Annotated in this window: 12 protein-coding genes; 5 read left to right on the top strand and 7 right to left on the bottom strand. The window is 46.2% G+C overall.

Going from position 1 to position 13,001, the window contains the following annotated elements; all coding sequences use genetic code 11:
• Positions 1 to 34: 34 nt before the first annotated feature.
• Positions 35 to 2,314, bottom strand: coding sequence for an aconitate hydratase (locus L3C95_RS12035; RefSeq protein WP_236387359.1), 2,280 nt, complete (start codon positions 2,312 to 2,314; stop codon positions 35 to 37).
• Between the two features lie 235 nt (positions 2,315 to 2,549).
• Here L3C95_RS12035 and L3C95_RS12030 point away from each other — a divergent pair, with 235 nt between their 5' ends.
• Complete coding sequence (locus L3C95_RS12030) at positions 2,550 to 2,771, top strand: PspC domain-containing protein (RefSeq protein ID WP_089832467.1); 222 nt, start codon at positions 2,550 to 2,552, stop codon at positions 2,769 to 2,771.
• A 156-nt stretch (positions 2,772 to 2,927) separates the two neighbouring features.
• Positions 2,928 to 3,731, top strand: a complete 804-nt coding sequence (locus tag L3C95_RS12025) for a DUF4382 domain-containing protein (RefSeq protein WP_236387357.1) — start codon at positions 2,928 to 2,930, stop codon at positions 3,729 to 3,731.
• A gap of 82 nt (positions 3,732 to 3,813) precedes the next feature.
• Here the strand turns inward: L3C95_RS12025 and L3C95_RS12020 are convergent, their stop codons facing one another.
• The gene (locus tag L3C95_RS12020) at positions 3,814 to 4,218 is read right to left on the bottom strand and encodes a hypothetical protein (RefSeq protein WP_236387355.1); all 405 of its coding nucleotides are present in this window, start codon (positions 4,216 to 4,218) and stop codon (positions 3,814 to 3,816) included.
• A gap of 242 nt (positions 4,219 to 4,460) precedes the next feature.
• Positions 4,461 to 5,285 (bottom strand): 3-deoxy-8-phosphooctulonate synthase, encoded by an 825-nt coding sequence (kdsA, locus tag L3C95_RS12015; protein ID WP_236387353.1) that lies wholly within the window; start codon positions 5,283 to 5,285, stop codon positions 4,461 to 4,463.
• Positions 5,286 to 5,537: 252 nt separating this feature from the next.
• Here kdsA and L3C95_RS12010 point away from each other — a divergent pair, with 252 nt between their 5' ends.
• From L3C95_RS12010 to L3C95_RS12000, 3 genes are all read left to right on the top strand, one after another.
• Positions 5,538 to 6,482 carry an NAD-dependent epimerase/dehydratase family protein gene (locus tag L3C95_RS12010; protein ID WP_236387351.1) on the top strand — a complete coding sequence of 315 codons (945 nt, stop codon included), beginning with the start codon at positions 5,538 to 5,540 and terminating at the stop codon, positions 6,480 to 6,482.
• A 43-nt stretch (positions 6,483 to 6,525) separates the two neighbouring features.
• Entirely contained in the window at positions 6,526 to 7,329 is an 804-nt protein-coding gene (locus L3C95_RS12005; protein WP_236387348.1) for a helix-turn-helix transcriptional regulator, read from the top strand.
• A 67-nt stretch (positions 7,330 to 7,396) separates the two neighbouring features.
• Entirely contained in the window at positions 7,397 to 8,407 is a 1,011-nt protein-coding gene (locus L3C95_RS12000) for a S41 family peptidase (protein ID WP_236387346.1), read from the top strand.
• Positions 8,408 to 8,543: 136 nt separating this feature from the next.
• Here L3C95_RS12000 and L3C95_RS11995 read toward each other — a convergent pair whose 3' ends face one another.
• The 4 genes from L3C95_RS11995 to L3C95_RS11980 form a co-directional block, all read right to left on the bottom strand.
• Complete coding sequence (locus L3C95_RS11995) at positions 8,544 to 9,791, bottom strand: sulfate adenylyltransferase subunit 1 (RefSeq protein ID WP_236387345.1); 1,248 nt, start codon at positions 9,789 to 9,791, stop codon at positions 8,544 to 8,546.
• A gap of 101 nt (positions 9,792 to 9,892) precedes the next feature.
• The gene (cysD, locus tag L3C95_RS11990; RefSeq protein WP_089832479.1) at positions 9,893 to 10,801 is read right to left on the bottom strand and encodes a sulfate adenylyltransferase subunit CysD; all 909 of its coding nucleotides are present in this window, start codon (positions 10,799 to 10,801) and stop codon (positions 9,893 to 9,895) included.
• A gap of 67 nt (positions 10,802 to 10,868) precedes the next feature.
• Positions 10,869 to 11,552, bottom strand: a complete 684-nt coding sequence (locus L3C95_RS11985; protein ID WP_236387343.1) for a phosphoadenylyl-sulfate reductase — start codon at positions 11,550 to 11,552, stop codon at positions 10,869 to 10,871.
• A 1,004-nt stretch (positions 11,553 to 12,556) separates the two neighbouring features.
• Positions 12,557 to 12,985: an RrF2 family transcriptional regulator gene (locus tag L3C95_RS11980; protein ID WP_199657417.1), complete on the bottom strand. Its 429-nt coding sequence runs from the start codon at positions 12,983 to 12,985 to the stop codon at positions 12,557 to 12,559.
• Positions 12,986 to 13,001 lie beyond the last annotated feature (16 nt).

Raw genomic sequence — 13,001 nt, 5'->3', positions numbered from 1 at the left:
GCGGGATCTCTTTATCGTTCATAGCCAGTGGCTATTATGCTTTTGCTTTTGCCTTTGCAAACTGTGCACGGATCACGTTCAGTGCACCACCTGCTTTGAACCACTCGATCTGTTGTTCATTGTAGGTGTGGTTTACCAGGATCTGGTCTTTGCTGCCGTCTTTGTGGTTAGCCACAACAGTCAGTTGTTTACCAGGAACGAAAGAAGTCAGACCAACGATATCGAAGGTATCATCTTCCTGGATCTTTTCGTAATCTTCCTTATCAGCGAAGGTCAGCGCGAGCATACCTTGCTTTTTCAGGTTGGTTTCGTGGATACGTGCGAAAGATTTAACCAGGATAGCGCGAACACCGAGGTGACGAGGTTCCATTGCAGCGTGTTCACGGCTGGAGCCTTCACCATAGTTTTCATCACCTACAACGATAGAACCGATGTTAGCCGCTTTATAAGCACGCTGTACAACAGGTACGCCTGCATAATCGCCGGACAGCTGGTTCTTTACAGAATCAGATTTGTCGTTGAATGCGTTGATAGCACCGATCAGCATGTTGTTAGAGATGTTATCGAGGTGACCACGGTATTTTAACCACGGACCTGCCATTGAGATGTGGTCAGTAGTACATTTACCTTTTGCTTTGATCAGCAGTTTCAGGCCTTTCAGGTCGGTACCTTCCCATGCAGCGAATGGCGCCAGCAGTTGCAGACGGTCGCTGGTTGGAGATACGATTACCTGAACACCGCTACCGTCAGCTGCAGGAGCCTGGTAACCAGGATCATCTACAGAGAAACCTTTGGCAGGCAGTTCGAAACCGGTAGGCTCATCGAGCATTACTTCCTTACCATCTTTGGTTTTCAGTTTATCTGTCAGCGGATTGAAGGTCAGATCACCTGCAATAGCGAAGGCAGTAACGATTTCCGGAGATGCCACGAAAGCGTGTGTAGCAGCCAGACCATCATTCCTCTTAGCGAAGTTACGGTTGAAGGAAGTGATGATGGAGTTTTTACGGTTAGGATCGTCGATGTGACGAGCCCACTGACCGATACAAGGACCGCAGGCGTTAGCCAGTACAACACCACCGATCTGGTCGAAAGTATTCAACAGACCGTCTCTTTCGATGGTATAACGTACCAGTTCAGAGCCAGGAGTGATAGTATATTCAGCTTTAACGTCGAGGTTCTTGTCAACCGCCTGTTTCGCCAGGGAAGCAGCACGGGAGATATCTTCGTAGGAAGAGTTGGTGCAGGAACCGATCAGGGCAACTTCCAGTTTCTCTGGCCAGTTGTTTTCTTTTACAGCCTGTGCGAATTTAGAGATAGGCCATGCCAGGTCCGGAGTGAAAGGACCGTTCACATGTGGCTCCAGTTCGCTCAGGTTGATCTCGATCACCTGATCATAGTATTTGGAAGGATCTGCATATACTTCAGTATCCGGACGCAGGTGATCTTTCACACCGTCAGCCAGGGCTGCGATATCAGCACGCTCAGTTGCTTTCAGGTAAGCAGACATTTTGGTATCGTAAGCAAATACGGAGCAGGTAGCACCTATTTCCGCACCCATGTTACAGATAGTACCTTTACCGGTAGCGCTCAGGTTATCAGCGCCTTCACCGAAATATTCAACGATGCAACCGGTACCACCTTTAACGGTCAGTACACCGGCTACTTTCAGAATTACGTCTTTAGGGGAAGACCAGCCGCTCAGTTTACCTGTCAGTTTAACACCGATCAGTTTTGGCATTTTCAGTTCCCATGGCAGACCTGCCATCACGTCCACAGCATCAGCACCACCAACACCGATAGCCAGCATACCCAGACCTCCTGCGTTAGGAGTGTGAGAGTCAGTACCGATCATCAGACCGCCCGGGAAAGCATAGTTTTCCAGTACAACCTGGTGGATGATACCAGCACCTGGTTTCCAGAAACCGATGCCATATTTATTGGAGATAGAAGACAGGAAATCGTATACTTCCTTGTTGGTGTCCACAGCCGTCGCCAGGTCTTCCTTGGCGCCAGTCTTGGCTTGAATGAGGTGATCACAGTGTACGGTAGAAGGAACAGCTACTTTATCGCGTCCGCAGGTCATGAACTGTAACAGGGCCATCTGTGCGGTGGCATCCTGCATAGCTACGCGATCAGGCGCAAACTCCACATAAGACTTTCCACGCTCATAAGCCGCGGTGGTAGGTGCATATAAGTGAGCATATAAGATCTTTTCTGAGAGTGTGAGCGGGCGTCCCAGCAGTTTACGGGTAGCTTCCACTTTACCCGGCAGTGCCGCATACACTTTTTTAATCATTTCAATATCAAACACCATGGAAAAAAATTATTTAAGACCGGTTAGAAAATGCACCGCGAAATTAATTAAATTCAACAAGTTTTTAAAAGATATGTAGGTTATTGTCTATAAATGATAAGCCTGGAAAACGCCCGGTTGCCCTGCCGGCCCATTGTGTGAAATGCCGCTAAATCACTGCCAGCTTAATATCGGCTATTTACAGGCGGAGAAATCAGGACTTGTTTTTAACCCGGGATTGTAATAAATTTGATATATGAATAGGTTCAAAGACTTCGTGGAATGGCAGGCCTTTGGGGTTTGCACAGCTATCGGCAATAAGCTGGGTATAGCTACGTCCCGTATCCGTCTGTTTTTTATCTATACCTCCTTTATCACCATGGGCTCCCCGCTCATCGTTTATATGATCATGGCCTTCTGGGTGAATATGAAAAACTATATCCTGAACGCCCGCAGGAACCCCCTGAGATACTTATAATTAAGATTTAGCATTCTTTTTGCAATACAGTCATTCAAAGAGAATGGCTGGGAGACTAATCCCTGATAACAGGGATATTTTGCATTAGGATAAGTTTATATATTCGTGCCACAATCAGGATAAGGAAGCGAAATTTTAACCAAATACACATACAAAATGAGAATGCCTTCATGGAAACACCTGGCAAATGGTGTGCTGCTTTTATCTACCGCGTTATTTATGGCTGCATGTTCGAAAAACGATAACGATGGCAAATCCAGAATTCAGGTCGCACTTACCGATGATCCAGGAGACTTTAAAGCTGTTTACATTGATGTTCAGGAAGTAAATGTCAACTACAGCGACAGCGATGACAATGGCTGGCAGACTTTAGCCGGCATGAAAAAAGGACGCTACAACTTACTTACACTTGTTAATGACAAGGACACTGTACTGGCAGATGCTGAAATCGCATCCGGTACAATTAAAGAAATCAGACTGGTGCTGGGAGATGACAACTGGGTTGTAACTAACGCCGGTGACTCTATCAAACTGCAAACACCAAGTGGGCAGTCTTCCGGTGTAAAACTGAAGATCAACATGCCTGTATCTGAAGGGGTTGCTTACAAACTGCTGCTCGATTTCGACGTAGCAAAATCCATTCATGAAGCAGGTGCCGCAGGCAAGTACATACTGAAACCGGTTATCAGAACTGTTCTTCAGGCACAGGGCGGTAGCATCAAGGGTGTTGTATTGCCTGCAGTAGTACCTTCTGCCGTACTGGTACTGAATGGTGCAGACACTGTTGCCAGCACTTACTCCGGTGTTGGTGGCGCTTATCTGCTGAAAGGTATTGCAGCTGGCAGCTATACCCTGCACTACATCTCTACCGATTCTACCTTGAAAGCTGCTACAAAACAGAGCGTAGTAGTAGAAACTGGTAAAGTGACAACCGTGGATACCCTGACTTTGGTACACTAAGTTTGTCAGTTACAGTCTGCAACGACTTCAATAAAAAAATCCATCCGCATGCAGCCGGATGGATTTTTTTATTGCTTTATTCTTAATCCAGGTGGAAATTTGTCATTGCGTGGTAGTGATTCTGCAACTGGTTCACAGTGATAGAACCTTTGATCTCCCGGTGTTCGTCCCGGTAATCGAGACGTGTAGCCGGCATCCCATCTGCCAATGTATGCAGTTTCACTGAGAACGGGCCACGTACATAGATCTGTCCACCGCCGTTAACAGAGAGGGATTCGTCTTTTTTGAATTTTAGTCTGAATAACTGCTCTTCATTCAGTGGAATCGGGTAGAGGTCATTCAGGTCGTACCAGAACTCCTGTTCTCCTGTTAGTACACAGACCTGTTTGTCCTCACGGTTAACTTCCAATACCTGACCTTCCACAGTGTTTCCTTCGTACTGCACCAATACTATATCTCCTGCTTTTACATCTTGTAAATTGATCATGGTGAATAAAATTTTGGGTGTTTGTGTTATATATTATAGTCTGTAAAGAGCGGTAGTAGTCTTATCCTAAGATAAGCATAAGATAAGAAATAGTCCATAGACCCCGGACATTTTCCCATCTTCTGTTCCAGTACAAAAGGCAGGCCATCCGGCTTCCATGGACTATCAAAATATCATCGTTTATAAATATTTGGCTATAAACGTGTTACCATTACTATAAGGCTATAAACACGCGGCCCGCATTATTTCACCACTTCACGGATCTTCACCAGTTGTTCCAGCAGATCTTCCAGGAGGTCGAGATGCAGCATGTTGGCGCCGTCTGACTTAGCTTTGGACGGGTCAGGATGGGTTTCAATGAATAAACCGTCTGCTCCGGTAGCAATGGCAGCTTTAGCGATAGTACCGATCAGTTTGGGATTACCACCGGTAACACCGCTGGTCTGGTTCGGCTGCTGCAGGGAGTGGGTGCAATCCATGATCACCGGTACGCCATGTTCCCTCATAATCGGAATATTGCGGTAGTCTACCACCAGATCCTGATAACCAAAGGTGGTACCACGCTCGGTCAGCCACACTTTATCGTTACCGCCCTGTTTTACTTTTTCTACAGCAAATTTCATTGCCTCGCCACTAACAAACTGTCCTTTCTTCACATTGACGAATTTACCGGTTTCCGCTGCTGCCAGCAGGATATCGGTCTGGCGGCACAGGAATGCCGGGATCTGCAATACGTCCACATAAGCGGCAGCCATAGCAGCTTCTGCTGCAGAGTGGATATCGGTGGTAACAGGCAGGTTGAATGTCTGCCCTGTTTTCTGCAGGAGGTCCAGGCCTTCCACATCACCTACGCCGCTGAATGAGTTGATGCTGGTACGGTTTGCCTTACGATAAGACGCTTTAAAAATATATGGAATATTCAGGCGTTTGCAGATGCCTGATACCTTTTCAGCTACATGCATCAGCAGCGCTTCATCTTCTACTACGCAAGGCCCGGCTATCAGAAAGAAGTTATCTGGGTTATATTGATCCTTAAAAATTGACTTCAGGTGTGTTTGTGCTGACATGATTTTTGTATTTGAGAGTGCAAAGTTATGCTATTCCATGGGATTACTTTTCAGCAAAGGGAATTGCTGCGACTCGCCGAATTGTCATAATATTGTAATTCGATGCCGTAGGATGTTCACTGGGCTTGCATCTGTTCCAACAGGATTCCCGGAATTGTTACCGCATTGTCATGCCCTGAGGTTGCCTGTTCTGAATTATTGCGGAAGCTGTTAATATTACGCCCAAATTAAAAGTCATTCATTCGAGATAGCATGAAGAAAGATAAAATACTGGTAATCGGCGCCTGCGGGCAGATTGGTGTTGAACTTACACTGGCATTAAGGAAAATGTACGGCGATGCAAATGTGGTTGCTTCAGATCTGCGTGAAGAGCATGACCTGCTGAAAGGAACAGGCCCTTATGTATCCCTGGATGTGATGAATAAGGAGATGCTGCACGTATTGATTATCCGTCATAATATCACCCAGATCTATCTGCTGGCGGCGATCCTTTCTGCTACCGGTGAAAAGAACCCTTTGCTGGCATGGCATATCAACATGCAAAGCCTGCTGAATGTACTGGATATTGCGAAAGAAGAAAATATCGACAAAGTATACTGGCCAAGTTCCATTGCGGTATTCGGGCCTAATTCCCCGAAGGAATCCACTCCCCAACATACCGTTATCGAGCCTACTACCATTTATGGTATCAGTAAGTTTGCCGGTGAACGCTGGTGCGAATATTACAGCCACCGTTATGGCGTAGACGTACGCAGTCTGCGTTATCCTGGTCTGATCAGTTACAAATCAGCTCCGGGTGGTGGTACGACAGATTATGCTATTGAGATCTTCCATGAAGCATTGGAAGAAAAGAAATATACCTGCTTCCTCTCTGAAGGTACTTATCTGCCAATGATGTATATGCCGGATGCTATCCGCGCCACCATTGAGCTGATGGAAGCCGATAAAGCAAAGATCAAGGTGCGCTCTTCCTACAACCTGGGCGCTATGAGTTTCTCTCCGAAAGAGATCGCTGCAGAGATCAAAAAGCACATTCCTGAATTCACCATTAACTATGAACCGGATTACCGTCAGCAGATAGCCGACGGATGGCCACAGAGCATGGACGACACCCTGGCCCGCGAGGACTGGGGCTGGAAACCGGAATTCTGCCTGGAGAAAATGACGGTAGATATGCTGAAGAACCTCAAAAAATAGGTACTTATCGTACATTTGGCTTCAGGCAAAATTCATTTTGCATATGAAGCTGGAGAACGGAAAATATCTGGGGAATAACAGCCATACTTTCCATATGGATGGGCTTATTGTCAGTAAGACGACCTACCATGAGAAGGTATTTGAAGGATGGCATTTCCATGAGAATAACCATCTATCCTTCATACTGGAAGGAGGGAACCGGGAATACCGCAAAAATGGCGAGGAAACTGTTCTTCCCGGAAGTATTAGGTTATACCACAGCGGTGAATGGCATCGTAACAGCCATACACAACATCCATCTCAGAATATCAATCTTGAAATAGAAGACAGTTTTTTAAGTCATTATGAGGCCAGCTTTACCCCCTGGTCTCATAGTGACTTACATACATTGCAAACCCGCGCCTCGCTGACAGCCATAAAGATCTATCATGATTGTCTGGCGGAAGATCAGCACAGCCACCTCTCTATCCATCAACAGGTACTGTCTCTGTTACAAGGAGCGGGTAACGCCCATCAACCTGAAAAACAGTTATTAGCTGGTCGTGCCAGTGAAGTAGCAACATTGCTGCATGACCGCTGGAATGAGAACATTTCCCTGCAGGACCTTGTCGCTATTACACAACTCCATCCTGTCACTGTTTCCAGGCATTTCTCTGCTTATTTCAGGTGTTCCCTGGGTGAATATATGCGGAAGATCCGCGTACAAAAAGCACTGACCATGATCCGACAGACGGAAGAGCCGCTGACAGGCATTGCTTATCAATGCGGGTTCTTTGACCAGAGCCATTTTATCAGGGCCTTCAGGGAGCAGACCGGATTCCTGCCCAAAGCATTCCGCAAGCTCTGATATCGCTCAGTTAAATCCATACAATTTTGTCTGTGCTATATGTCTGACCTTTGGTAAAAACAGGGTTATGAACTATCAGAAGATATGGCTTTCAATTGTTTGCAGTATTTTTTTACTGACTGCCAGGGCGCAGGTGCTTCCTGCAGCTGAAGTCTCTGTTGCTATCGACAGGATGGCCGCCTTATTGAAGGACCATTATGTTTATCCGGAGAAAGGTGTTGCCATTGCAGATCATTTGCGGACTATTTATAAATCCGGAAAATTAGCACCAGCCAATAGTTGGAAGGCCTTGGCGGAAATGGCAACAAAGCAGCTGAAAGATGTTAGTCGTGACGGGCATCTGTATGTCCGTTATGATACAGCCACAAGCCGTAACCTATTACGGCAGCAGAATGCTGCGGGTAAGCATCCGGAAGGCAATACTATTGCAGAAGAAGGCCCAGATCCTTTCTTTTACGGCGCCGCTGCTGCAGAACATAATTATGGCTTTGAAAGTGTGAGAATAAGTAAGGATAATATCGGTTATCTGCATTTGTCTGAGATCAACATTTCCCGGAAAAGTCTGCCGGTATTATATGCTACCATGAATTTTGTTGCCAACACCCGGGCATTGGTCATCGATCTGCGTAACAATGGTGGAGGCGGCAGTGACACCGGGGCGGTATTGGAGAGCTTTTTTCTGCCGGAAAAGACACCGCTTATCACGTTCTCAAACAGAACAGGTAAGCAATTTACAGATAGCACGGTATCCTGGTTGAAAGAAAAGCGTTACGATCGTCCCGTCTTTATTCTGATCAGCAACAAGACTGCATCTGCCGCAGAAGCCTTTACATTTTCCATGAAAAAAACAGGACGGGCAATTGTGATCGGGCAACCTTCAGCTGGTGCGGCAAATATGAATGCATGGTACCCTGTGAATGAACACATTTATATCTCCATATCAGAGATGGCGCCTGTATGGCATGGCACAACGGATACCTGGGAACAGAAAGGGATACAACCTGATTATACAGCAACAACAGAACAGGAAATAAATGCCTTCATCCAAAAGAAAATAGGAAAACCCACATCGAAGTAACGAAAACCGAGACGTATCAAAACAACGAACGCTCTTATATACACATGACAGATTAGCTGATTTCTTCAGTTATTCCCATAAAAAAAGCCCGTATCATACTTTTGATACGGGCTTTTTTGAAACACTTATAATCTTATTAATCAACAAACCCAACCGCTACGGTTGAATTACTGAATTCGTCAATCAGGATGAACGCACCATTGGCAGGATTAGCATCATAGCTATCTGCAAATATCGGATGTGCGAGCTTCACTGTAATTTTACCAATATCATTCAGGCCCAGCTCTTTCTTGTCTTCCACGATCTTATTTGAAGTTACATCTATCACATGTTGTATCAGCTGCACCTTTGCTTTCACGCGGTTAATGCCGTGTTGCAGCAAATATGCTTTACCTGGTACAAGTTTCTGCTGATCCATCCAGCATACCTGCGCAGAGATCTCTTTCAGCAGGGCAGGGGCATTGTCAGGTTTGGAGAACATGCTGCCACGGCTGGTATCAATCTCATCTTCCAGTGTGATCACTACGCTCTGACGTGCTTCGGCGGTGGTGAGCTGTGTTTCGAACTGTTCGATGGTTTTGATCCTGCTTTTCTGCTGGGAGGGGAGGGAGATGATCTCATCGCCTACATTAAAATGACCACTCACCACTTTACCTGCAAAGCCACGGAAGTCGTGATAAGCCTCTGTTTTCGGACGGATCACTGACTGCACTTTGAAGCGGGCAGGGTGGCTGTTATCAGCATGATCGAAGCTGATCTGCTCCAGGTATTCCAGTAGTGAATCGCCATTATACCAGCTGATCTTTTCAGAGCGGGCAGCCACGTTTTCACCATAGAGTGAAGAGATCGGAATGAATTTAATAGAAGGTGCTTTGAAAGCCGCATTGGCAATCAGTGCCTGGAAATCTTCCACGATCTGATTAAAGCGTGCCTCATTATATTCTACCAGGTCCATTTTGTTAACGCATACCACCAAATAAGGGATACGCAGCAGGCTGGCGATAAAGAAGTGACGGTATGTTTGTTCTACGATACCTTTACGTGCATCGATCAGTATCAGGGATACCTGTGCATTGGATGCACCGGTTACCATGTTACGGGTGTATTCGATATGTCCGGGAGTATCGGCAATGATGTATTTACGGGTAGGCGTAGAGAAGTAGATGTGGGCCACATCAATAGTGATCCCTTGTTCGCGTTCAGCTACCAGGCCGTCTGTCAGCAGCGACAGGTCTGTAAAATCAAGTCCCTTACGTTTGCTGGCAGCATGTAATGCCTCCATTTTATCCTGTGGAATAGAATGTGTATCATACAACAGCCTGCCTATCAGGGTGCTTTTTCCATCATCTACACTGCCGGAAGTGGTTATACGTAAAACCTCCATGTTATATTTTTTGAGTGGCGGAAAGCCTTGCTGTCCGCGACGATTTTATACTAATTGATTGAATCCTGTAAACAGAAAAGAAGCTGTAAAGCCGGCGATCATTAAAAGTAACCGGCCTGTTTTCTTTTCTCCATCGCTGCTTCAGAGCGTTTGTCATCGATACGGGCGCCCCTTTCAGATATTTTGGCTTCCAGTATTTCACCGATGATGTCTTCGAGTTTATCAGCTTCTGAGATCACCGCTGCGGTACAGGTCATATCACCAACGGTACGGAAGCGAACTTTCTGGCGGAAAGGCACTTCTTCTTCAGTGGTATTTAGGAAAGGAGAGTAAGGCCAGTACATGCCATCGCGCTCGATGATCTCTCTTTCGTGAGAGAAATAGATGGATGGGATCTGCAGGTTTTCGCGGCGGATATAATTCCATACGTCCAGTTCTGTCCAGTTGGAGATAGGGAATACCCTTACGTTCTCGCCCAGGTGTATTTTGCCGTTCAGCATATCGAACAGTTCAGGGCGTTGCATTTTAGCGTTCCACTGACCGAATTCATCTCTAACAGAGAAGATCCTTTCTTTCGCGCGTGCTTTCTCTTCATCACGGCGGGCACCACCGATGCAGGCATCAAATTTCAGTTCTTCGATAGCATCCAGGAGAGTTACGGTCTGCAGGGCATTTCTGCTGGCGTATTTGCCAGTTTCTTCCTGCACTTTACCCTGGTCGATGCTGTCCTGTACATTTCTTACAATAAGATCAAGACCCAGTGATTCCACCAGCCAGTCGCGGAACTGAATGGTTTCGGGGAAGTTATGTCCGGTGTCTATATGCAGTAACGGGAAAGGAACTTTACCCGGATAGAATGCTTTCTGTGCCAGTCGCACGATAGTTATAGAGTCCTTACCACCCGAGAACAGGATGGCGGGGCGTTCAAACTGTGCAGCTGTTTCACGTAAAATATAGATGGCCTCATCTTCCAACGCCTGCGGAAACTCCCACTGTATTTTATTGGTCATAAGTCTTTATTTAGATGTCCCTGCGGACCAGTTTATCAATTTAATCTTTTGTATGTTGTCTTTATCATTATCCGTGCAATCCGCACTCTTTCTTGGACAGTTCCCACCACCATCTGCCGGCGCGGGGATGTTCTCCTGGTTCAATCGCACGGGTACATGGAGCACAACCGATGGAGATAAAACCTTTATCGTGCAATTTATTGTACGGTACGTTTTTCTCCTTCAGGTAGTTGATCATTTCATCGTACGTCCAGTTGATGAGCGGATTGTATTTATACAGTTGTCTGGCTTCATCCCACTCGATGGCGTGTAGTGACTGCCGGTTTTCGGACTGTTCAGCGCGAAGACCGGTGATCCATACTTTCACACCCTGGAGGGCGCGGTTCAGCGGGACAACTTTGCGGATGTTACAACATTCTTTGCGGTTCTCTACAGATTCGTAGAAGCTATTAGGTCCTTTTTCCGCCAGCAGTTTCTCGACTGCAGCCGTTTCCGGGAAATAGACTTCAAAGTTTTTCTTGTAGCGGGCGCGGGTGAGGTCCATCAGGTCATAGGTTTCCTGGAACAGACGTCCGGTATCGAGTGTGAATACCCTGATCGGCAGGTTATTGCGCCAAATCATGTCGGCAATCACCTGATCTTCCTGTCCAAATGAGGTGGAGAAGGCCACCGCTCCGGGGAATTGTGCTGCCAGATACTGCATGGCAGCGATTGGATCTAGTCCTTCCAGTGCTGTACTGATATTATCCATGTGATCTATCTCAATAGCCTGGCATCCATCGTTAGATGCCAGTAATACTTCCTTTAGTTAAAATTGGCAGTTTCTGCTGTCTACAAAAATACATAAACTCTATAAAAAGGATAGACTTTTTTTAGTAACAGGTTATGCAGGGGGTTGTTTATTGATTATCATTTATTTGTGTTGGTTGGATGATTCGGTTTGGAAGGCCGTCGTCCGGTTTCAGGTAGGGATACCGGGCTGTACCCCTTGCGCGTACTAATCATTAAGCATGGTCAATCGTGTGGGCTTTGGAATGTCGATTTAACTCCTGTCAATCGTATGTGGACGCTGCAAGGGCTACGGGCCCGGTATCTCCTCCTGAAACCGTCTGATCAGGCCTTCCGCTTGGGGTGAGGGGAGGGGAAAATAATGTCCGACTTAAGTGCCAGTAATAGCCCCCTAATAAACTATGTTAAAAAAAGTGGCGGTTGATAAGCCGAAAGTGAAAGCTAAAAGCTAAGTCTAATGTTATTTCGAAGGTTAAGGTTTAGGTTTAAGTCTAAGATCAGAGTACAATAGGCAAGTTTTGAGGTTAAAGAACAAAAGTGCTAACACTAATGGATGGCCAGTCACAAATGGAAGAGAGGAATAATCTCCAATGAATATTAAACAGATATATAACTATTGGACGCCATTGAAAGAGGACCGTCCCTCATCACCTTAAACTCAGTTGGGAGCCAGGAAGTAGCGGAACGGTTTCAGATGGAGACCGCGGGCCTTCGGCTCTTTGACCCACGCTGGATGAAGTTAAATAGCGATCCAATGCCCACACGCTTGACAACGCTCCATAGTCATGCTGCCAAAGAGGCGCCGACTGCGGTCCCATCTGGAACCGCAACGCTTTCCGGATATCCAACGCCAATCCCGCCATCACCATTCATTTCGCGTTTATCACTTGAAAGCAATTGAGCGCACGTTAATCACAAAGTGTATAAAACAAAAAAGCCGGAGATCAACCCCGGCTTTTAAAAAGATTATAATATTGAAACATTCCTCGTCAATATATCCTTCAGCGTTTTATTCTCAAGGATCTTCAGCGTCGCATCCCGCACTTTACTCATGACATCATTCAACCCACATACCGCTTCATCCCGGCAATTCTCGCATCTTTCATAGTAATTGAGACTCACACAGGGAAGCAGCGCAATCGCACCATCCAGCAAACGGATAATCCTCGCCAAAGGTATCTCTTTAGGAGCCTTCAGCAGGTAGTAACCACCACCCTTGCCTTTCTTACTCCCCAGTATGCCGGCATTCTTCAATTCCAGCAGGATGTTCTCCAGGAATTTGATAGAGATGTTCTTTTCCTGGGCAATTTCAGAGATGAGAATGGGACCCTTATCTGCATTTTCTGCCAGGTGTATGAGCGCGTGAAAAGCGTATTGCGTTTTTTTAGACAACATATCGATTGATTTGCAT

The sequence above is a fragment of the Chitinophaga filiformis genome, from assembly GCF_021646545.1.
Lineage (GTDB): Bacteria > Bacteroidota > Bacteroidia > Chitinophagales > Chitinophagaceae > Chitinophaga > Chitinophaga filiformis_A.
This window is presented reverse-complemented; position numbering and strand designations above follow the sequence as displayed.